21 protein-coding genes are annotated in these 22,500 nt (G+C 44.5%); 17 read left to right on the forward strand and 4 right to left on the reverse strand.

The window, feature by feature from the left end:
• Window positions 1–82: 82 nt before the first annotated feature.
• A complete protein-coding gene (locus tag CLV51_RS16835; RefSeq protein WP_106529621.1) occupies window positions 83–736 on the reverse strand; it encodes a protein-L-isoaspartate(D-aspartate) O-methyltransferase in 654 nt (217 codons plus the stop codon).
• Between the two features lie 122 nt (window positions 737–858).
• Between CLV51_RS16835 and CLV51_RS16840 the strand changes: the two genes are divergently transcribed.
• Entirely contained in the window at window positions 859–2,583 is a 1,725-nt protein-coding gene (locus CLV51_RS16840) for a phospho-sugar mutase (RefSeq protein ID WP_106529222.1), read from the forward strand.
• A gap of 103 nt (window positions 2,584–2,686) precedes the next feature.
• Window positions 2,687–3,625 carry a DUF2279 domain-containing protein gene (locus CLV51_RS16845; protein WP_106529223.1) on the forward strand — a complete coding sequence of 313 codons (939 nt, stop codon included), beginning with the start codon at window positions 2,687–2,689 and terminating at the stop codon, window positions 3,623–3,625.
• Window positions 3,626–3,776: 151 nt separating this feature from the next.
• Here the strand turns inward: CLV51_RS16845 and CLV51_RS16850 are convergent, their stop codons facing one another.
• Window positions 3,777–4,274, reverse strand: coding sequence for a phosphoribosyltransferase family protein (locus CLV51_RS16850; protein ID WP_106529224.1), 498 nt, complete (start codon window positions 4,272–4,274; stop codon window positions 3,777–3,779).
• Window positions 4,275–4,399: 125 nt separating this feature from the next.
• On the opposite strand from CLV51_RS16850, the gene CLV51_RS16855 reads away from it, so the two are divergent.
• The 11 genes from CLV51_RS16855 to CLV51_RS16905 all read left to right on the forward strand — a co-directional run bounded on the left by CLV51_RS16855 (window position 4,400) and on the right by CLV51_RS16905 (window position 15,018).
• Window positions 4,400–5,722, forward strand: a complete 1,323-nt coding sequence (locus CLV51_RS16855; RefSeq protein WP_106529225.1) for a 4Fe-4S dicluster domain-containing protein — start codon at window positions 4,400–4,402, stop codon at window positions 5,720–5,722.
• A 34-nt stretch (window positions 5,723–5,756) separates the two neighbouring features.
• Window positions 5,757–6,536 carry a (Fe-S)-binding protein gene (locus tag CLV51_RS16860; protein ID WP_106529622.1) on the forward strand — a complete coding sequence of 260 codons (780 nt, stop codon included), beginning with the start codon at window positions 5,757–5,759 and terminating at the stop codon, window positions 6,534–6,536.
• Between the two features lie 23 nt (window positions 6,537–6,559).
• Window positions 6,560–7,063: a hypothetical protein gene (locus tag CLV51_RS16865; RefSeq protein WP_106529226.1), complete on the forward strand. Its 504-nt coding sequence runs from the start codon at window positions 6,560–6,562 to the stop codon at window positions 7,061–7,063.
• Between the two features lie 192 nt (window positions 7,064–7,255).
• Window positions 7,256–8,668, forward strand: coding sequence for a tRNA (N6-isopentenyl adenosine(37)-C2)-methylthiotransferase MiaB (gene miaB / locus CLV51_RS16870; RefSeq protein ID WP_106529227.1), 1,413 nt, complete (start codon window positions 7,256–7,258; stop codon window positions 8,666–8,668).
• Between the two features lie 64 nt (window positions 8,669–8,732).
• A complete protein-coding gene (locus tag CLV51_RS16875; protein WP_106529228.1) occupies window positions 8,733–9,974 on the forward strand; it encodes a sigma-54 interaction domain-containing protein in 1,242 nt (413 codons plus the stop codon).
• Between the two features lie 23 nt (window positions 9,975–9,997).
• The gene (lptE, locus tag CLV51_RS16880) at window positions 9,998–10,519 is read left to right on the forward strand and encodes an LPS assembly lipoprotein LptE (protein ID WP_106529229.1); all 522 of its coding nucleotides are present in this window, start codon (window positions 9,998–10,000) and stop codon (window positions 10,517–10,519) included.
• 98 nt (window positions 10,520–10,617) lie between these two features.
• A complete protein-coding gene (locus CLV51_RS16885) occupies window positions 10,618–11,742 on the forward strand; it encodes a hypothetical protein (protein WP_106529230.1) in 1,125 nt (374 codons plus the stop codon).
• Between the two features lie 8 nt (window positions 11,743–11,750).
• Window positions 11,751–12,098 carry a preprotein translocase subunit SecG gene (gene secG, locus CLV51_RS16890; RefSeq protein WP_106529231.1) on the forward strand — a complete coding sequence of 116 codons (348 nt, stop codon included), beginning with the start codon at window positions 11,751–11,753 and terminating at the stop codon, window positions 12,096–12,098.
• Window positions 12,099–12,241: 143 nt separating this feature from the next.
• Window positions 12,242–13,294: an endolytic transglycosylase MltG gene (mltG, locus tag CLV51_RS16895; RefSeq protein ID WP_106529232.1), complete on the forward strand. Its 1,053-nt coding sequence runs from the start codon at window positions 12,242–12,244 to the stop codon at window positions 13,292–13,294.
• A gap of 13 nt (window positions 13,295–13,307) precedes the next feature.
• On the forward strand, window positions 13,308–14,270 hold the full coding sequence (locus tag CLV51_RS16900) for a YihY/virulence factor BrkB family protein (protein WP_158267047.1): 963 nt from the start codon (window positions 13,308–13,310) through the stop codon (window positions 14,268–14,270).
• Between the two features lie 139 nt (window positions 14,271–14,409).
• Window positions 14,410–15,018 carry a redoxin family protein gene (locus CLV51_RS16905; RefSeq protein WP_106529234.1) on the forward strand — a complete coding sequence of 203 codons (609 nt, stop codon included), beginning with the start codon at window positions 14,410–14,412 and terminating at the stop codon, window positions 15,016–15,018.
• Window positions 15,019–15,103: 85 nt separating this feature from the next.
• Here CLV51_RS16905 and CLV51_RS16910 read toward each other — a convergent pair whose 3' ends face one another.
• Window positions 15,104–17,632: a M14 family metallopeptidase gene (locus CLV51_RS16910; RefSeq protein ID WP_106529235.1), complete on the reverse strand. Its 2,529-nt coding sequence runs from the start codon at window positions 17,630–17,632 to the stop codon at window positions 15,104–15,106.
• 68 nt (window positions 17,633–17,700) lie between these two features.
• On the opposite strand from CLV51_RS16910, the gene ggt reads away from it, so the two are divergent.
• From ggt to CLV51_RS16930, 4 genes are read left to right on the forward strand one after another with little or no spacing between them, the layout of a single operon-like run.
• Window positions 17,701–19,407, forward strand: coding sequence for a gamma-glutamyltransferase (ggt, locus tag CLV51_RS16915; protein WP_106529236.1), 1,707 nt, complete (start codon window positions 17,701–17,703; stop codon window positions 19,405–19,407).
• Window positions 19,408–19,428: 21 nt separating this feature from the next.
• Complete coding sequence (locus CLV51_RS16920; RefSeq protein WP_106529237.1) at window positions 19,429–19,959, forward strand: DUF1572 family protein; 531 nt, start codon at window positions 19,429–19,431, stop codon at window positions 19,957–19,959.
• A 4-nt stretch (window positions 19,960–19,963) separates the two neighbouring features.
• The gene (locus CLV51_RS16925; protein WP_106529238.1) at window positions 19,964–20,386 is read left to right on the forward strand and encodes a hypothetical protein; all 423 of its coding nucleotides are present in this window, start codon (window positions 19,964–19,966) and stop codon (window positions 20,384–20,386) included.
• Window positions 20,387–20,392: 6 nt separating this feature from the next.
• Entirely contained in the window at window positions 20,393–21,445 is a 1,053-nt protein-coding gene (locus tag CLV51_RS16930) for an aminotransferase class I/II-fold pyridoxal phosphate-dependent enzyme (protein WP_106529239.1), read from the forward strand.
• 55 nt (window positions 21,446–21,500) lie between these two features.
• On the opposite strand, the gene CLV51_RS16935 is transcribed toward CLV51_RS16930, so the two are convergent.
• Window positions 21,501–22,490 carry a DUF5007 domain-containing protein gene (locus CLV51_RS16935; protein WP_106529240.1) on the reverse strand — a complete coding sequence of 330 codons (990 nt, stop codon included), beginning with the start codon at window positions 22,488–22,490 and terminating at the stop codon, window positions 21,501–21,503.
• Window positions 22,491–22,500: the final 10 nt, after the last annotated feature.

Below are 22,500 nucleotides of genomic sequence, written 5' to 3' on the forward strand. Positions count from 1 at the left end.
AATATAAAAAATCAGAAAAATCACGGTTAATCAGAAAAATCGGGAGAAAGATAATCTAAGCGGCCGAAGGCCGCCCCACGCGTCACTTTTTCCCTGCCAGCATCGGCACAAAAGAGAAGTTATCGAATAATTCCTGTTCCATCTCGGTATCGCTCACCTTAGTAATCCGCAGCATACGCTGCACCTCATGTCCGCCAACGGGGATTACCATTTTGCCGCCAATCTTCATCTGCTGGAGCAGCTTTTCGGGAATATGCGGCGCGGCAGCAGTTACCAGCACCTTATCAAAGGGAGCGTAAGTAGATAATCCTTCATAACCATCTCCATAAAAAAAACGAAGATTATGATATTGAGATTTGAAAGGGAAAGATTTTACCAGGTCAAATAATTTCCGTTGTCGTTCTATAGTAAATACATTGGCTTTCAGTTCTGCCAGTACGCAGGCCTGATAGGCACTGCCAGTGCCTATTTCCAATACTTTCTCATAAGGTTTTACTTCAAGCAGCTGCGTTTGATAAGCCACCGTATAAGGCTGAGAAATGGTTTGCCCTTCTCCGATAGGAAAGGCACGGTCATCGTAAGCTATACCCTCAAAAGCTGTATCAAGGAAAAAATGTCTGGGAATATTGCCGATAGCCGCCAGTACGTTTTCATCAGTAATGCCTTTCTGACGGATACTATCAACTAGCTGTTTGCGTAATCCTTTTTGTTTATAAGTATCTTCATACCGCCTCATAGCCGCAAAATTAACCATTACAGACGATTTTCAATGTTTTTAGGATTTCGAATTTCCCACATTCATTTTTTTATTTTTACTTTACAATCCATTTGAGCATTACGGCTCACAAAAAAAACACCATGGATATTACTATTCAAAACAAAGTAGCGCAATGGATCAACGGTAATTTTGACGCTGAAACCGTTGCCACGCTGAAGAAGATGCAGGAAGGCAATCCCGATGAACTCAATGACGCATTTTACCGTAATCTCGAATTTGGTACCGGCGGACTCAGGGGCATAATGGGTGTGGGCACCAACCGCATGAATAAATATACCGTTGGAATGGCTACCCAGGGCTTTGCCAATTACCTCAAAAAAACATTTACCGGTGAGGTAAAAGTGGCTATCGCCCACGACAGCCGCAATAATGCCCGTTTCTTCGCTGAAACGGTAGCTAACGTATTTGCTGCCAACGGCATCAGGGTATTTCTTTTTGAAAGCCTGCGTCCTACGCCGGAACTGTCTTTTACCATCCGTCACCTGCAATGCCATGGCGGTGTGGTACTCACAGCTTCCCATAATCCTAAAGAATACAATGGTTATAAAGCCTATTGGAATGACGGCGCACAGCTGGTTCCCCCTCACGACATTAACGTGATCCGCGAAGTGGATAACATCTCATCTCCGGATGAAGTGAAGTGGAGCGGCGGCGAAGCCAATATCACCCTCATCGGCAAGGAAATAGATGAAGCCTACCAGAAAGAGCTGGTAAGCCTCTCCATCAATCCTGATATCAACAAACAACAACACGATCTTAAAATAGTATATACCCCTATTCACGGTACTGGTATCACACAGGTGCCGCAGGTGCTGCAGCAATATGGTTTTACCAACGTTAACATAGTAACGGAGCAGGCTACACCGGATGGCAACTTCCCTACTGTAGTATATCCTAACCCGGAAGAGTCAGAAGCCATGAGCCTGGGCCTTAAAAAAGCCAAAGAACTGGATGCAGACATCCTGCTGGGTACCGACCCTGACGCGGATCGTGTAGGCATTGCCGTTAAAGACCTCAAAGGAGATTGGATACTGTTGAATGGTAACCAAACAGGCGTATTGCTGTTTAACTACATCGTGGAAGGCCGCAAGCTTAAAGGGCTGGCCAAACCGGAAGACTACATCGCCAAAACAGTAGTTACCTCCGACCTGATAGATGTATTTGCCGCTAAAAACAATATTAACTGCTATAATGTACTCACCGGCTTTAAATGGATCGCCGACATGATCCGCCGTAAAGAACCACAGGAGAATTTTATCTGCGGCGGGGAGGAATCTTATGGTTATATGATCGGTAACAACGTACGTGATAAAGATGCTATTTCATCTGTGGCGATGATCTGTGAAATGGCCGCCTACGCACGAAGCCAGGGCAAATCGCTCTTTGAACAACTGATCGGCATTTACATCCGTTACGGTTATTACAAGGAAAGCCTGATCTCCATCACTAAAAAGGGAATGAAAGGTGCAGATGAAATTGCAGAGATGATGCGCGGCTATCGTGAAAACCCACCGGCAACAATTAACGGTGTACCTGTGGTAACCCTGTACGATTATGAGTTACAGCAGATCAAGGATATCAAAACCGGCAACATAAAAGCGCTGGACCTTCCTAAATCCAATGTGCTGCAATTTTTACTGGCAGACGGCTGCAAAATATCTGCCCGTCCTTCCGGTACTGAACCCAAAATCAAATTTTACTTCAGCGTAAATGCGCCACTGGATAGCGTTGCCAACTACGACAAAGTAACAGCTGAACTGGATCAGAAAATAAACGGTATTATTCAGGATATGAAGCTGAAATAAAACAGATCATCTGCATAAGATGAGATAAACCGGGAATGTTGAACGAAAGGATTTGATCAAAACACCCTCCTTTCAGCATTCCCGGTATTGTTTATACACCCGCATGAGAAAAACGCTGATTACCCTGGCCTTCCTGCTGCAGTCAATTTGTAGCATGGCACAAAAAAAAGTGCCCTTCTTTTCTATTCCCGATACTACTACCAAATCGCATGTATGGATACTCAGCGGCACTACGGTGGCCTTGTATGGTTCCACCCTGGCGGTTCTCAACACAGCCTGGTATAAAGGTTATCCCAGGTCAAGCTTCCATTTTTTTAATGATATGGGAGAATGGAACCAGATGGATAAGGCCGGGCATATATTCAGTGCTTATTTTATTGGCAAGTATAGTCGCGAAATGTGGCGCTGGTCTGGTTTGCCACCTAAAAAGCAAATATGGATCGGTGGTTTAAGCGGCCTTGCTTTTCAATCAGTGATTGAAGTACTGGATGGCTATTCTTCTGAGTGGGGCTTCTCCTGGGGCGATATGGGCGCCAATGCGGTAGGTTCTGCGCTGCTGATCAGCCAGGAACTGGCCTGGAACGAGCAACGTATCCAGGTCAAATTTTCTTCTCACCTGCAATCCTTTGATGATCCGGTATTGCAGCGGAAAGCCAACGAACTTTTTGGAACCTCCTATTGGGCCAGAACACTGAAAGATTATAACGCACAAACATATTGGTTGTCTGTTAATCTTCACTCCTTTAACAAAGACAGCTGGTTACCCAAGTGGCTGAACATAGCCGTGGGTTATGGTGCAGATGGCATGTTAGGTGGCAGGGATAACACCTGGACCGATAAAAATGGTATTGATCATGATTACGGTCATATAAAACGTATCCGGCAATTTTATCTCTCACCGGATGTAGATTTTACAAAAATCCGTACTGGGAAAAAGGGTGTGAAAGTAATATTCCAGGTATTGAATATGCTGAAATTCCCTGCACCAACGATAGAGATTAACTCCCAGGGCAATATGAAATTACACGCATTATATTTTTAGTCTGAACCAGGATTAAAGGATTGAATGGATTACCCTGATGGATGCCGAAGATCTTAGCAGAGATATTCGCGTATATCTCTTTAATAAAACAATATAACGCCCATCCCGGTAATCCGTTCAATCCTGAAAATCCTGGTTCAGACAACCTTCGTTATTCAAAATATGCAGATACAATCTCCTCCCCATTCATTTCTACCAACACCATATTCTGCAAAGTAGTAGCCAGTGAATAACCTACGAAGTCCACTGACAGCGGAAAGGATTTGTGCTTGCGATCTACCAGCACAGCAGTTTGAATTTTTTTAGGAAGATATGCCAGCAGCGGTTTTAACGCATACAACATGGTGCGGCCGGAGTTGGCCACATCATCCACCACTACTATTACTTTATTATTGAAGTCTATATTTTCAGATACAATTACTTCACCCGGATTTTGTTTATCCAGCCGAAGCTCTATGATATGGATTTTCAGGGGAGATATCTGTTCCAGGATCGCCGCTATTTTATGCGCTATGATCACACCTCTGTCCCAGATACCCGCTAGTATGATATCTGTGCCATCGCTGTTCATTTCATAAATTTCATACGCGATGCGTTCAATTTTCTTTTGAATGATATCCTGTGTTAGAATAATGTTCCTGCTTTCCATGAGGGCAAAAATAAGCTTTTAGCTTTTAGCATTTAGTCATTGGTAAAAAAATCATCATACTAAAAGCTAACAGCTAAAGGCTGATAGCTAAAAAAGCCATAAATTAGGGTGTCAAATTTGAAATAATGCAAATCGTACAAGAGTTGTTATTTGTAATCCTCTTTGGACTGGCAGTATACCTGTTCACCAAAAAGGCACGCCAGATCAGGAGAAACATCCTGCTGGGTCAGGACAAAGACCTGAGTGATTATCCGGACCGGCGGTGGAAAAATGTGCTCTTACTGGCATTTGGTCAGAAGAAGATGTTCCGTAACCCACTGGTAGCAATACTGCACTTTTTCGTATATGCCGGATTTCTGATCATTAACCTGGAAATCCTGGAGATCATCCTGGATGGTATATTAGGCACACATCGTTTATTCGTTCCCGTATTAGGCAGCTTATATCCTATATTAATCGGCTTATTTGAAGTGTTGGCGGTACTGGTTACCCTTGGTTGCGCCATCTTCCTTATACGCAGAAACATATTGAAATTAAAACGCTTTATCAGCAAGGATCTGGATGGCTGGCCACGTTCAGATGCCAATTATATCCTGATCACTGAAATAGCTTTGATGCTGTTATTCCTCACCATGGATACCGCAGATCAGACCATGCAGCTCAGGGGGTCTCCACACTATATTACTACCGGCAATTTCTGGATTTCAGGTATGCTTACACCTATCTTCAGCGGTATGTCTGATGCCAACCTGCTAATGCTTGAGCGCAGCTGCTGGTGGCTGCATATTGTAGGTGTGCTGTCATTCTTAAATTATCTTCCTTATTCCAAACATCTCCATATTATACTTGCCTTTCCCAATGCGTATTATGCTACACTGGAACCTGTTGGTGAAATGGAAAATATGCCGGCCGTACAACATGAAGTACAGCTGATGCTACAGCCGGACCTGGCCGCCAACGCGCCCGTATCAGATGTAGTGCCTAAGTTTGGCGCCAAAGATGTAATGGATCTTACCTGGAAAAACCTGCTGGATGCTTATAGCTGCACAGAGTGCGGCCGTTGCAGCGCTGCATGTCCGGCTAATATTACCGGCAAGGTGTTGTCGCCCCGCAAGATCATGATGGATACCCGCGACCGCCTGGAAGAGGTAGGCCGCAACATACAAGCCAACGGTACCTTCACAGATGATAACAAAACACTGTTACGCAATTATATTACAGAGGAAGAGCTACGCGCCTGCACTACCTGCAACGCCTGTGTACAGGAGTGCCCTGTTAGTATAAGTCCACTGGATATTATTGTACAGCTGCGCCGCCACCTCGTAATGGAAGAATCCAGCGCTCCGACTGAATGGACCGGCATGTTCAGCAACATTGAAAATAATATGGCCCCCTGGAAATTCAGTATGGACGACCGCGATAAATGGGCAGCGGAAATGAATGGATAGAAAAAGGATATTTACAGCAGATAAAAAATACAGCATGCATATTAAAACAATGGCAGAATATGCCGCAAGCGGAGAAACCCCCGAAGTACTTTTTTGGGTAGGCTGTGCAGGCAGCTTTGATCAGCGTGCGCAAAAAATCACCAAAGCATTAGCCACCATACTGGAAAAGGTAGGCATTCAGTTTGCGATATTAGGCAAAGAAGAAAGTTGCACCGGCGATCCGGCAAGAAGAGCAGGTAATGAATTTATTTTTCAGATGATGGCACAAAACAACATACAGCTGTTAAATATGTATGGTGTAAAAAAAATAGTAACTGCCTGTCCACATTGCTTTAATACACTGAAAAACGAATATCCTGCATTGGGAGGCAACTATGAGGTCATCCATCATACCACTTTCCTGCAATCGCTGATAGATGAGGGCAAAATAAAAATGCAGGAAGATGGCACCTTCAAAGGGAAAAAGATCACCTACCACGACTCCTGTTACCTGGGTCGTGCCAATAATATTTATGAAGCCCCCCGTAAAGTGCTGGAAACACTGGACGCGGAGCTGGTAGAAATGAAACGCTGCCGTAGCAAAGGCCTGTGTTGCGGTGCCGGTGGCGCGCAGATGTTTAAGGAAGAAGAAAAAGGCAGTAACCGCATCAACTTTGAACGCGGCAAAGAAGCCGTTGATACCGGCGCTTCCGTTATCGCTTCCAATTGCCCGTTTTGTATGACTATGCTCACTGATGGCGTAAAAGAAGTAGGCAAAGAAGAAACCGTAAAAGTGCTGGATATTGCCGAATTGATTGCTTCCAGCATGAAGTAATCCGAATTATGTAAATTTGCAGCATGAACACACCAATAAATTTCCCGACAGGCTTCTCTCCGGCTTCCAGGGTTTGGATATACCAGAGCAACAGACCATTCAATGAACAGGAGACCACAGAAATCAACGAGCAGTTGCATCAGTTCACCTCCCAGTGGAACGCGCATGGCACACCTGTAAAGGGTTGGGGCCAGGTAGTGATGGGCCAGGTAATAGTACTGATAGCAGATGAATCGCAAACAGCGGTAAGCGGCTGTAGCACCGACAGCTCCGTACGTATCATCAAAAGCATCGAAAAACAATACGAGGTAAATATGTTCGACCGCCTCCTGCTGGGCTTTATCGTAAAAGATAAAATACAGCTGCTGCCAATGGCACAACTGTCCTACGCAATGGAAAAAGGATATATTGATGAGAACACCATCTATCTCAACAATACCGTGCTGAACAAACAGGAACTGGATACAAAATGGCTGTTACCTATAAAGGATAGCTGGCTGGCTGCAAAGCTGGGTGTAAAAGCATAATACGTAATTTTATATTAAAAAGCCCTGTAACGTGCATTTAGTGCTTGTTACAGGGCTTTTTAATTTCAGCTGATTTCCAGCTGGGTTAACTCCCTGCCCGGCTTTTTTACACTACCCTTAATTCATTTGCTGCCATTATGGCATTTTTCCGTTTTAATTGCGTATTTTTGCATTCCAAAATTTTTGTTAGGAATGCTGGACCAGGATACCAAAGTGCATGATGAAAGTCGCCAGGGAGAAGCTTTTGCTCCTGAAACGATTAGTGCTCAAACATATAGTAAAAAATTTTATATAGAAAGTTACGGCTGTGCAATGAATTTCAACGATAGTGAAATTGTTGCCTCCATCCTTAACCAGGAAGGATATGGCCCTACACGCAATGTAGAAGAAGCCAGCCTTATCCTGCTGAATACCTGCTCCATCCGGGAAAAAGCAGAATTAACAGTACGTAAGCGTCTTACTGAATTCAAAAAAATAAAACAAAGCACCCCTGGCTTGCTGGTAGGCGTTTTGGGCTGCATGGCCGAACGTATAAAAGGCAAACTGCTGGAAGAAGAAAAACTGGTAGACCTGGTAGTGGGACCGGATGCTTACCGCAGTCTCCCTGCCCTCATAGCAGAGGCGGAAACAGGTCAGAAGTCAGTGAATGTACTGCTGAGCCGCGAAGAAACATACGGTGATATCAGCCCGGTGCGACTGGATAACAACGGGGTAACCTCCTTTGTATCTATTATGCGTGGTTGTAACAACATGTGTTCTTTCTGCGTAGTACCTTTCACCCGTGGCCGTGAACGCAGTCGTGATGCCTATTCCATCATAAAAGAGGCAGAAGAGCTTTTTGCAAGCGGCTACCGCGAAGTAACACTGCTGGGCCAGAACGTAGACTCCTACTACTGGACCAACGATGCCGGTACAGAAACCATTACGTTTGCATTATTGCTGGAAAAAGTAGCGCTCATCAATCCTTTGCTGCGCGTACGTTTCAGCACCTCTCATCCTAAAGATATTACAGATGAGGTACTTTATACCATCTTAAAGTACGATAACATCTGCAATTATATTCACCTGCCGGTGCAAAGCGGCAGTACGCGCATCTTACAGCTCATGAACCGCACTTATACACGTGAATGGTACATGAAAAAAGTAGCCCGTATCCGTGAGCTGATCCCCGACTGTGGCTTATCTACCGATGTAATCACCGGCTTCTGTACAGAAACGGAAGAAGATCACCAGGATACCCTCAGTCTCATGGAGTATGCCCGCTACGATCTGGCCTACATGTATTTTTATTCCGAACGTCCGGGTACGCTGGCAGAACGCCGCTATAAGGATGACATACCGGAAGCAGTAAAGAAAAGAAGGCTGGCAGAAGTTGTTGAATTGTACCGTGGTCATTCACAGGCTACTATGGAGAAAGAAGTAGGTAAAACCTTCAAAGTGCTGGCAGAAGGCGTTTCCAAACGCTCCGATGCTGATCTCTATGGCCGTAATGATCAAAATAAAGTAGTCGTGTTTCCAAAAGAAAACTTTAAGAAGGGCGATTATGTTATGGTGAAGATAGAAAGCTGTACATCAGGTACGCTGATAGGAAAAGCAGTGTATTAATAGATAGGCGTGATGTTATAGATTACGCCAAATTTTAAACCATCAAACAGGAGATTAACCGCTTATGGACATACAGGCTATAAAAAACAGATTCGGCATTATTGGTAGTAGTCCGGCGCTGAATTATGCGCTGCAGGTGGCTGTACAGGTGGCTAACACAGATCTTACCGTACTTATTAACGGAGAAAGTGGTGTTGGTAAAGAAGTTTTTTCGCAGATTATTCATGCACTCAGTGCGCGTAAACACAATCCTTTTATAGCCGTTAACTGCGGCGCTATTCCGGAAGGGACAATTGACTCCGAACTTTTTGGCCATGAAAAAGGGTCATTTACCGGTGCAGTTGATAGCCGCAAAGGTTACTTCGAAACAGTAAACGGCGGCACCATCTTCCTGGATGAAATTGGTGAAATGCCACTGGGCACACAGGCCCGCTTACTACGTGTACTGGAAACCGGTGAATATATCCGCGTAGGCTCTTCCAAAGTACAGAAAACAGATGTACGCGTAGTAGCCGCTACCAACAGGGATTTACTGGAACGTACCCAACAGGGTAAGTTCAGGGAAGATCTTTACTACAGGCTGAACACCGTGCCTATCCGCGTTCCCGCATTGCGCGACCGCAAAGAAGACATTCCTTTACTGTTCAGAAAATTCTCTGTAGATTTCTCTGAAAAATATAAAACACCTTCCATACAACTGGATGAAGAAGCCCGTAATATACTGGTCAACTATCCCTGGCGTGGTAACATCCGTGAGCTTAAAAATATTGCAGAACAGATCTCTGTGTTATCATCCGATAAGCTGGTAACTGCCAATGATCTCAAACGTTTCCTGCCGGAACAACCTGCAGAAATGAACCGCCTGCCCATGCTGGCATCACAGCAACAAAACGGCGACTTCACCAGCGAACGGGATATCCTGTACAAGCTTTTCTTCGACATGAAGAAAGATGTAACAGAAGTAAAGAAAATGTTTTTCGATATCCTGCAAAATCCATCTATGGCACATGCGGCAGATTATCATCCGGAAAACCACGTGCTGCACAGTTATCCAAACACCGGTGAAATGAACACACCGGCCACTAACACTAACATCAGTAATGCCCAACCTATTATCTTACAGGATAATAAAATTGATCATCACGAAGAAGTAGAAGAAACATTATCTATTGCCGACAAGGAAAAAGAGCTGATCGTAAAAGCCCTGAAGAAACATAAAGGCAAACGTAAAGATGCTGCCCTTGACCTGGGTATTTCTGAAAGAACGCTTTACCGCAAACTCAAAGAATATAACATCGCTGAATAAACGAATTTAATATTAGTACAACAATGATCAAAAGCATTAAAGTATTTATAACGATAGCCTTACTGGCTGTATTAAGCGGTTGCAGTGTTAAATATTCTACTACCGGTGCCAGTATAGAACAGGGAGCTTCTACCGTAAACGTTCGCTTTATTGAAAACAGGGCACCTATCAACAACCCGTCTTTAAGCCAGAAACTGACGCAGAAACTGCGTGATAAAATTACTTCACAAACACGTCTGACCCAGGTAAATGAAAATGAAACCAAGGCCGATTACGAGTTCAAAGGAACCATCACCGGCTATTCCTTTTCCAATGCGGCCGTAACAAACGTAGACCAGGCCGCTACCTCCCGCCTGAACGTGACAGTGAATATTACCTTTATCAAACGTACTGGCGATAAAAAAGGCTTTAGCCAGTCATTTAGCCGTTCAGCAGATTTTAATGCCAGCCAGCTCCCCAGCACTGTCGAAAACAGGCTGCTGGATGAGAACATTATTCCGGGTATTACCGATGATATTTTCAACCGCGCTTTTGCAAACTGGTAATGCAGAAAATTACGAATTGAGAATTGTAAATTACGGATCAAAGCGATCTTCGCTGATAACCGTAATTCGCAATTCTTTTTTTATTACATTAGCAACTTATGACGGCAAACAGGATAATCGCGCATGTCTTTCTACAACCTAACCTGCAACAGGTAGATGAAACAGTAATGGAACAACTGGTGGCGGATCACCCTTATTTTTCCGCTGCACGTTTGTTGCTGGCGAAGAAAGTATGTAGCTATACAGGGGATCTCCACAGCCCGGCTGTGAAAAAAGCCTTGCTATATACCAGCCAGCAGCATCACTTATATCAGTTTCTTGCCGAAGAGCCGGGATTACAGGAAGCAGAAGACCGTATAGCCGCCATGATCGTGATTCCTGAAGATAACATTGAGCCTGTGGTGGCCAAGACAATAACAGCAGTTATACCGGAAGCCATCCACATTCCTGAACCGGAAGCAACTGTGGTGATACCTGAATTAGTTCACACCTTTGAGCCGGAAGCTCCGGTAGTGGTACCTGAATTAATTCACTCCCCTGAACCGGAAGCAGCTATAGTGATACCGGAAGTTACCATACCTGAAAGGGTAACAATAGCCGCCATCGGCGATTTTGAACCAGCTGCCTTTAACACAACAAAAACAACGGCCCCGGAAGAAATCATTGAAACACCTCCCATTATAATCCCGCCTGTAATAGAAAGCAAACGGGCGATAGTGGCAGATGAATCACCTGAGTCTACCGAGCCGATTAAAATATTTCCTTTGGCGTTACCAGTAGAAGAAGAGACAGTCCTTACCTTTCAGCCTTTATATACCGATGATTACTTTGCCTATAAACGGTTGAAAAACCCGGGGGCAGCAGATGAGTTAAATGAGCAGGGGGCAGCAGAAATGAAAAGCTTTACATCATGGCTACGGCAAATGAAAGACAGTTTTGCCGGAAAAGCCAGTAAAGACTGGTATCATCAGCAATTACACAAGATTTATGAAGAAGATGAAGAACCGGAAGTATCAGAAACAGTAGAGAAGATGGCGATGAGCTCTATTACATTTAATAATGATATCGTATCTGAAACACTGGCGGAAATCTGGGTGCGTCAGCACCAGTATGGTAACGCCATTAAGATATATCAAAAATTAAGTTTGCTTAATCCCGACAAAAACGCTTATTTTGCGCAAAAGATAGTAGAATTAAAGTCAAAAACAGACAAAAATAAATAGTAATTTCTATGTTGATAATTTTTGGTATCCTGATCATATTAGCCTGTGTGTTGTTAGGCTTTTTCGTGCTGATCCAGAACCCTAAAGGTGGCGGCTTGTCTGGCTCCCTTGGTGGTGTAGGTAATCAGGTGATTGGGGTGCGTCAGACTACTGACGTGTTAGAAAAAGGTACCTGGATCCTGGCTATTGTGATTGCATTATTATGCCTGACAGCTCCTTTCTTTATTGGTAAAAGCAGCAAAGGCCCGGTAAGCGCTCCTACTGCAGTAGAAAGAGCTTCCGCTGGTCAACCGGTACCACAGCAGGCACCTCCTGCTCAGTTGCCACAAGCTCCGGCTCCGGCCCCTAAGAAATAATCATCTTATCTGAATAATAATTCATGAAACCTCGCCGTTAAAAGCGAGGTTTTTTTTAATGGCGACTGATGGAGTATATTGAAAACCCTTCCGTTATCACGGTACTCACTCTTTATCGCAATACGTAATGTTGAATACTATCTATGGCTAAAAAAAGCAAACAAACCAGTCAACGATCTGTCTGGATAAGGCGGATACTGGTCATTGCCGGCTGTTTAGCTGCCGGCGCCCTGGTATACATCTCCTACCGCGTGTTTGGCCCGAATACAAAAGCTTTTGGCGATACCAAATACTTCTATGTACGTACTAACAGCACCTACGATAATGTGCTGGACGGACTGGAAGAACAAGGCATTGTACGCAACCGCAACAGCTTCAACTGGGTGGCTAAGGAACTCAGTTACCCTTCCCGCGTAAAAGCCGGTCGCTATAAAATAGTCAGGGGCATGAGCAATTTTGATATTGTGAAATTGCTGCGCTCCGGAAAACAATCACCGGTAGACCTCGTAATCAATAAATTACGCACTAAAGATGATTTTGTAAGAAAGATATGCACCAGCCTGGAGGCTGATTCCACCGTATTACGCTCCCTGATGCAAGATCCTGTATACCTTCGGCAGTTTGGACTGGATACCAACACCGTGATGTGTACCGTGGTGCCCAACACCTACGAGTTCTATTGGAATACCGGCGCTGAAGCAGTGTTTAAAAAGCTGGAAAAGGCAAGAGAAGAATTCTGGACACCGGAACGAAAAGAAAAAGCAAAGGCACTAGGCTTAACTCCCAATGAAGTAACAATACTCGGCTCCATTGTAGAGGAAGAAAGCAATAAAAATGATGAAAAACCATTGATTGCCAGCGTATACCTGAACCGTTACCGCAAAAACATGCTGCTGCAGGCTGATCCTACCGTAAAATTTGCACTACAGAATTTTGGACTGAAAAGGATCCTTAAAGCGCATACCCAGTTCGATTCACCATATAACACTTACCAATATGCCGGGCTGCCGCCGGGCCCCATCTGCACACCTTCCGTAAAAACTTTAAATGCGGTATTAAACACACCGGAAACAGATTACCTGTATTTTTGTGCCAGATCCGACTTCTCCGGCTATCATGCTTTTGCAGCCACCTATGCAGAACACCTGGTGAATGCAAAACTGTACCAGGCCGAATTGAACAAGAGAGGATATTAAAATTAAAATCAAATTGGCATTCAGACCCGAAAACATCATTTTCCGTTCACGCCCTTACCGCCGGCTGGTGGATCGCAGCAAAACGCTGATCTTGCCTGGCTTTGAAGGCTTACCGCTATATGATGTACTCAAACATTTCGGGCAGGAAACCAAAAACAGGGGGTTGGGCGACCGGGCCAGGGCTATTTCCTTTAACTTCCTGTTGGCCATTCCTCCATTTTTTATCTTTCTGTTTACATTGGTGCCTTATGTGCCTGTGAAAAATATAGAAGCCACCCTCTATGACCTGGCCCAGGATCTTACACCTAACTATAAAACCTACAAGATTGTACGGGACATGATGCATGATTTCCTGTATACACATCGTAACGGGTTATTGTCTGTGGCATTTCTGATGGGGTTCTTCTATTCTTCCAACGGGGTGATGGGTATCCTCCGGTCTTTCAGCAAAATAGGCGGTGCAGGTTTCCGGAGAAGGAAGTGGTGGCAGAACAGGCTGATAGCACTGCAGCTCACCGCTATACTGGTGCTAATATTGCTGATCACTGTAGGACTGATCATTGCCCAGGGCGCCACATTACGCTGGGTATTTAACCTGGTAGGCATCAAAAGTACACTGCTGCGCAACGTTATTGATATTGCCCGATGGATACTGATCATTATGTTGTTTTACTCCATAAATTCAGTGCTGTACCGCATCGGTGCTGCTACTACCAAAAGATGGAAATTCATTACCGCCGGTGCTACCGTAGCTACTATTTTCATGATCGTGGTAACGGTGGGCTTCTCTTATTTTGTGAATAATTTCGCTAATTATAATAAGATCTACGGCTCTATCGGTACTATCCTTGTTTTTATGCTCTGGATCTTTCTCAATTCTTTCATCCTGCTGATAGGATTTGAGCTGAATGCCAGTATCCGCGCCTTGAGCGATAATGCACAGGAAGAGAAAAAGAAACTGTTACGTACTTTATAACCTGATTTTCGAAGCTACACTTTGTAAATATTTCTATTTTATAAAATATTTATATATCTTCCTTAATTATTGCCCCTTAAACGCAATAAAATACTGTCGCATTTTGTTATATTTAGTAAGGACCTGAAAACCATCAATTATGATTAAGGCCACCTTTTATTTATCCTGTTTTACCATTCTGCTCACCGCATTTCAACCAGGCAGAGAAACATCACTGGATTTGGGTGCTCCCATACCAAAACAGGAAGCTACCTGGCTGGATGTTTCCGGAAAAGAAATTTCTTTAAATAGCGCCAAAGGAAACAATGGCCTGCTGGTGGTATTCGCCGGCAACCACTGTCCGTATATGGTGCGTAACCAGGAAAGACTACATGTCCTCTGTACATTTGCACGCAAAAATAATATTGGTGTGGTAATGGTCAATTCCAACGAAGCCGCGCGTAACGAAGGAGAATCAATGTCTGCGATGAAAGAGTATGCAGTAAGGCAGCAATTTTCATGGTATTATATAATAGATAAAAATGCAGCTTTGGCAGATGCTTTTGATGCTAACCATACACCGGAATGTTTCCTCTTCGATAAAAATAGCAAGCTTGCTTATAAAGGTGCGATAGATGATAGTCCGGGTAACGCAGATGCCGTAAAAGCCCGCTTACTGCAAAATGCCATGAATGATGTGTTGGCTGGAAAAGCAGTAGCAGTAGGCAGTTCCAATTGTATGGGTTGTAATATAAAAAGAAGATTATAAAAAAGAATTACGAATTGAGAATTACGGCTATAAGCGAAGATCGCTGCGATCCGTAATTCTCAATTCGTAATTCGTAATTCTTTTTTTATTGTCCTACCAGGAACACAGCATTACTAAATAACAACTTCCCATTCTCCCAAAAACTTCTGAACAACGGGTTATCTGCCATAATAACTACTTGCCCGCTACCAATATCTTTTACACCAAATAGTAATCCGTCTTTCAACTGCTTAAGGGTTTCGGCGCCTACAAAACCACTGAGATAGTTATCTTTCTTTAACACACCTACGTTCCAGCCACTGCTGTCAATGAATTCGTAGAGGCGGGAATCTTGTTTTAAGGTGTAATAAAAATCAGGATATCCAAAGGCAAGCGGATGTGTTATATCTAATTGCACTTTGTAAATAGCACCGGGTATGAATTGTTTCACACTTTCGCGTTCGCGGTTAGCATAGGGTTTCAGCACATTATAAGGATGTTCAGCGGCTGCTTTTTCCTTTGCTTCTTTATCTTCCTCATCTTTCTTCAACTTAATACCCCAATCCGCACCTGCTACCTGGGCAGCTGCACCTTCCAGTGCAATCAGTTTACCACCATTGGTGATCCAGTCTTTCAAACGCTCTGTGGCAGCCTTATCAGAGAAGAGCTTGTATTCACCTTCCGGCAAAATCAACACATCGGTCTGTTCCCAGTCCATTGCAGTCAATCTTCGTTCATTCACCACCGTTAGTGGGAAATCCAGTTGCTGTTCAAAGAAATGCCATATTTCTCCCATGCCCAGCGATGAAACCTCATCGCCTACTACCAGCACTACTTTGGGCGATTTAATATATCTTATTTTATCAGATCCGAAGTCAGTCCCTTTGTCTACAAAACCGCTGGGAACTGCATCCAGTACAATTTTAAAGCGATTAGCCTGTGAAGTGATAAAGTTGTCAAACTGTTCACCTTTACTGGTGTTACCGGTACGTGTAATGATAAGTGTTCCCGCAGGAAAATCTTTACCACCCACACTAAAAGGCACTTCTGTAAAACGCACTTTTATATCATGCTTCAATAAGGCCGATAAAAATTTCACGTCCCGCAGGCTATTCCATTTTGCTACATAAGCGTATGGTTTTTGCGCTATCAGTGGGGTGTTGTTACGTACTGCCGGCGAATCTGTTGCAGGTGTAAGCGGCTGTGTTACTGCATATGCCGGCAAACCGTATGCATAAGGCAATGCCCAGGCAGTAATATCATAAGTAACAGAATCTGTTAAGTGAGATACCGGTTCAAATAATACCCGCAGCATATTGGAATGCGGCTGGTAAGCATTGATGACCAGGTCTTCTTTATCTATATTAAAATGTTCGGTTTTACCGGTAAAATAGTTAAATCCGCTGGCACTGCCGGTATTGGAACCAAAGCCAAAAGTAATATTATTCCTGCGCAACAATTCCGCCAGGGTATTCAGCTTTTCTGTATTGCCGGCTGCTTTTACCACGTATGATTTATAGCCTCCCTGCGGGTCTTTTTTTGCTACCTCAAAGTAATGTGTAAACTCGCTAAGGATCTTTGGTGCGTTTTGCGAAGCTACTTCTATAGTAGACATCCCCGTAGTAAAATGATGCGCAATACGATCTGCTAATGTAAGGGTGTCACCATCCTTTTTCAAAACCGCTACGCCTGCTCTCCCACTACCGCCTTGTTCGAAGGTCATGCCGATAGCACCATTATACATCGGATAGGTATCTCCATAGCTGGGATAGAAAAGGTCGAAACGTTCTTTTGTGAAATATAACCAACCCTGCTGATCAAAATATTTTGCATTATTTCTACCGATCTTCTCCTGCATCTCGCGCTGCCAGGGCGTTATAGCATCATGAAAAGGTTCCGCTGCCGGTGCAAAATAATAAGGCGCTTCTATTTCCTGTTCATGAAAATCTACGTGTAGCTGCGGCATCCACTGGTTATATTTTGTTACCCGTTGCTGCGATTCCTGCTGCGTTTGCCAGGCCCAGTCGCGGTTCAGGTCAAAATAATAGTGGTTGGCCCTACCACCGGGCCAGGGCTCATCATGCTCCCTGGAATAGCGGTATACATTGGGGTGCAGGCCACGTGTGCTGTTGTAAAAGTTCACATACCTTTCATGTCCGTCGGGGTTCAGGCAGGGATCAATGATCACTACTGTATGCTGCAGCCATTCCTGCGTTTGTGCATTGCCGTTATTGGCCAGTTCATAGAGTGTTTTCATGGATGCCTCAGTAGACACCGCCTCGTTGCCATGTACGTTGTAGCTGAGCCAAACAATTACCGGCTGGTTGCTTTTACTGTTATCCCGGGCATTAGACATGTCCAGACTACGCTGCCGGATCTCTTCCAGTCTGCCGGAATTTTCAGGAGAAGCTACAATCGCCATCATCAATGGACGACCTTCATAAGTAGTACCGTATTGCTCCAGCTTCACATTTTTAGCCGCGGCGGCAACCTGTTTAAAATACTCCACCACCTTGTAATGTGGGGTAAATTGTGTTCCCAGAGGATAACCGAGGAACTGATCGGGTGTTGGCACCTGGGCTTGTATCCGGGAAAAGCCCAATAATACAAAAGCCAATAATACATATCTGCGCATAGAAAGCGAACAATTAGATAACGTAAGATAGGGATTGTTTTCTTAATTTAGACCCAAACACTAAACCCATGCGTTTCCTGATTCTGCTTGGTATGACTGTGTGCACCATGTACGCTGCCTGTGCCCAACAACCGGTTGATGAGCTTCATCCTTACAACTACACGATTGATAAAGATATTAAAGTACTACACGGTGCTGTAGTATCGGCACATCCGCTGGCCAGCCGTGTAGGTGCTATCATACTGCAGCAGGGTGGCAATGCAGTAGATGCAGCTATTGCCACGCAACTGGCGCTGGCTGTGGTTTACCCCGGTGCAGGCAACATTGGTGGCGGAGGCTTCCTCGTGGCGCATTTAAAAAACGGCCGTAACATAGCTATCGATTATCGCGAAACAGCACCAGCCAAAGCCGGCAGGGATATGTACCTGGACGCCCTCGGCAATCCAATCACGCAACTGAGTCTTGATGGCCACCTGGCTGCCGGGATACCCGGTACAGTAGCCGGACTCTTTGCTGCTATGAAATATGCCAAACTGCCTTTTACAAAACTCATAGATCCTGCTATCCGCCTGGCAGACAAAGGTTTTGCCATCACAGAAGCAGAAGCAAACGGCCTGAATACCTATAAGGCGGAATTCGAAAAACTGAACACAGCAAAAACAGTATTCATAAAGGAGCAACCATGGAAGGCAGGTGACACCCTGATCCAGAAAGAACTGGCACATACGCTCACGCTTATACGAAATAAAGGCGCTGCAGGGTTTTACCAGGGAGAAACGGCCGCCAACATCGTAGCAGAAATGCAACGCGGCCACGGCATCATTACCCTGGAGGATCTTAAAAACTATAAAGCCTGTGAACGCATCGCTGTTGCTTTTAACTATAAAGGCTATACGATTTTAACGATGCCGCTGCCTTCCAGCGGTGGTATTTGTTTGCAGCAGATGATGGGCATGGTAGAAAATTACCCGCTGGCACAATGGGGCTTTCATTCTCCCCAGGCCATCCAGCTGATGGTGGAAGTAGAAAGAAGAGCCTACGCCGACAGGGCACAATTCCTGGGTGATCCCGACTTTGTAAAAGTGCCCGTAGCTAAATTAACAGATAAAAAATACCTCACTACCCGCATGCTGGACTATGTGCCGATGAAAGCCGGCTCCAGTGATAAAACAAAAGCCGGTACTTTACCCGAAAGTGAAGAAACTACACATCTCAGTATCATAGATGCCGATGGCAATGCCGTTTCTGTTACCACTACACTCAATGGCCACTACGGCAGCAGAACAGTGGTGGGCAAATCCGGCTTTCTGCTCAACAATGAAATGGACGACTTCAGCGTAAAACCCGGCGTACCTAATATGTACGGACTGGTAGGCACAGAAGCCAATGCCATCACACCCGGCAAACGTATGCTCAGCTCAATGACACCTACCATTGTTTTGCAACAGCAGCAACCATTATACTCACTGGGTACACCTGGTGGCTCTACCATCATCACCTCCGTTTTTCAAACGTTAATGAATACACTGGAATTTGGCCTCTCTCCTGCTGATGCAATAAACCAGTCAAAGTTCCATCATCAGTGGCTACCGGATGAAATTGCAGTAGAGAAAGATTTCCCCGACAGCACCGTACAATCCTTACAGAGCATGGGTTACAAGGTGGTGAAGCGGGGTCCTGTTGGTCGCACGGAAATCATTAAAAGAGCGCCTGCCCTCCGTTTCCTGGATGCTTCCGGAGATAAACGTGGCGACGACAGTGCAGCAGGATATTAAACGAAACTCAAAATATATATTATGTCACTTGCATCCATTTATTTACAAAGCGTATTATCACGCCTGGAAATACACCGTCAGCTGGGGTTAAAAACCATTCATCGTTTGGATACTGCGCAACTGCACTGGCAAGCGGAAGGTGAACCTAACAGCATTGCATTTATTATAAAACACCTGCATGGCAATATGTTATCGCGGTGGACCGACTTCCTCACTACAGATGGAGAAAAACCCAATCGTAACAGGGACCAGGAATTTGAAGATGATAATACCTCCCATGAACAGCTCCTGCAACAATGGAACGAAGGCTGGGATTGTATGCTGAATGCCATCCGTAGCCTACAGGAAGCTGATCTCGAAAAAACAGTATTCATCCGTAAAGAGCCACATGCCGTAGTAGATGCTATTAACCGGCAGCTGGCACATGTACCCTATCACGTAGGACAAATTGTATATATCGGTAAAATGATACTCAAAGATAAATGGGAAAGTTTATCCATTCCCAAAGGACAATCAGCTGCATACAACAAAGAAAAAACCGGGAATAAATAAATACATGAAATTACGTATAGTCTTATCGGTTATTACTGCTTTGTTAGCGATGACCGGCTGCAAAACGAAAACAACTAACGAGCTGCTGATGCATAAAAAGTGGCGGGTATATGATGTACAAATACCACCCGACGCACCTGTCAGCAATACACAATACATCCAGGCAGCAGACCTGAAAAAGGGCTACTACAGCGATGTGTATTATCAGTTCCTCGATGATAACCTTTTTGTAGCCACCATTGCCGGCAAACCTGATTCCGGTAAATACTTTATACTCAGTAACGGAGCTATGATCTCTGTAACGGCATCTAACGGCGACCGCAAAGTGGAAAACCTCGTTACGGTGATGAAGCTAACCGATACTAACTTTGACATGAAAGTCACCTCTACTGATTTTCAGTTTATCTTATGTACAAAGAAAGAATAAAGGCACATGCTGTACACAGATACTACACCAGGAAGAACGGTGATGATGGAAGGCAGGAACTGCCTCTTCTTTTCGGGCTTCTCTTACCTCGGGCTGCATCAGCATCCTGCTTTTAAGGCATTGCTGATGACCGGTACCGAAATGTATGGTACGCTGTTCCCTTCTTCAAGAGCGGGTAACTTACGGTTATCCCTATACGAAGAAATAGAACATGCACTCTGTACCTTGCTGCAGCAACAAGCCGCAATAGTATTTTCTTCCGGTTACCTCGCTTCACAGGCAGCTATACATTATGCAGTCAACTGCGGACAACTGTTGTACGCACCGGATACACATCCTTCGTTATGGCATCACCTGCCCGCGCTGCCGTTGCAGGACCGGGAAACCTGGATCAGCCAGACCATAGAAAAAATAAATGATCATCCGGACAACAGCTTTGTGATTGTCAGCGATACCGTAAACCCGCTTACCAGCACCATCCACCATTTTAACTGGCTGCGGGAGCTGCGTCGCAAAGTACTGGTAGTACTGGACGATTCCCATGGCATCGGTATCCTTGGGCCGGACGGGCAAGGCAGTATTCACTTCCTGCCTGTCACCGATAACGCACGTTACCTTCTCACTGCCTCTCTGGCAAAGGCTTACAGCCTGGAAGGCGGCGTAGTGGCCGGTCATGCAGCAGATATCATGGCATTAAAACGAATGCCCTTTTTTTCCGCCAGCACCTCACTCATGCCCGCAAATGCTTATGCATGGCTGCAATCCGGCGAGCTGATGCAAAAAATGCGCAGGTTATTGCAACAAAATATAGCTTACCTGCTGCACTTAACAGCAGACACTAAAGTGTATAACCCACATGGGTTACCGGTATTTTTGCTGCCGCAATATGATAATACACCATCGCTGGTGAACTATCTCTCAGACAGAGATGTGATCATCTCCAGCTTCGCCTATCCGCAACCTCACAGTATGCCTGTTAACAGGGCCATTGTATCTGCCTTGCATTTGCAGGAAGACATGACAACGCTGCATCAGTTTTTACAGGAATTTGGGGTATAAAAAAGGCCACACAGCTGATTTGCTGTGCGGCCGCTTAACACTAAAATTCAAATTATCAACCAGCTTTCTTCGTTGTCTTCGGCAACCTGATATCTATCAGGTAAGTTCCTGCTTTCTTGATCTGAAAACCAAAACGGGGGTTTACATTGCAAGGAGCTGAGGGTAAATTTGGAATGCTTTTATCCAGTATAACAAACTGACTGGGTATACGGTAATAAATGAGGTAACCAAAACCAGGTATCTGTTTTACCGGGAAAGGGGTAATTTCATAATTACACGCCATAGTAGAGTCTGTGTATTCAACCGGATGAAATTTTGCATAACTCTCAAAGGTTGGCCGGGTTGTACCACGCTTAATAATCTGGCCGGTTTTGGGATCAAAAGGTGTCCCAAACTGATCTGAGATCTTTACAATTACAGATGTACCCGAACCACTTATCCGGGAAATATTAATTTTCAAATCTCCTATGTTACCACTGGTGGTAGTAAAATCCTGGAACCAGGCACACCCCTGTCCTGTCAGCTCATACAGCGGAGGATCTATCGTTCTTAGCAACCCGATATTCTTATACACTTTTGAGCCGGCTACATTGGTCACCTGTACATCATATTCATAATCTACATCAACAGGAACACTATCTGTAGCAGCATTAAAAACAAACTGACCACTTTCCAGGAACGCAAATGGCTTCATTTTTTTTAATACGCGTTTAGCATTTACCTGTTCAATAGTTGTATCTACATTCGGATCTATCGCAGCAGTGTATACATATACCGGGTATTCCTGGAAAAATTCATCCGCATGTTTTTTATTGTCTACTCTTCTGATATCCAGCAGAGTTACCGTCATAGGCTGTGTTGTGCCATCCGCAATCAAAGAAGATGTTTTCTGGAATGGGTTACCGCGCTCTATTTTAATAGGGCTATCGGGAACATATAATCCATCACTCAAAAAGCCTTCCGTAATTTTCTTACAACCGGTAGCCAGCAACATCACCATCACAGCAGCACCCAGCATTCTTTTTATGTTATATTTACCTGACATAATACTTTTT

The sequence above is a fragment of the Chitinophaga niastensis genome, assembly GCF_003014755.1.
GTDB lineage: Bacteria > Bacteroidota > Bacteroidia > Chitinophagales > Chitinophagaceae > Chitinophaga > Chitinophaga niastensis.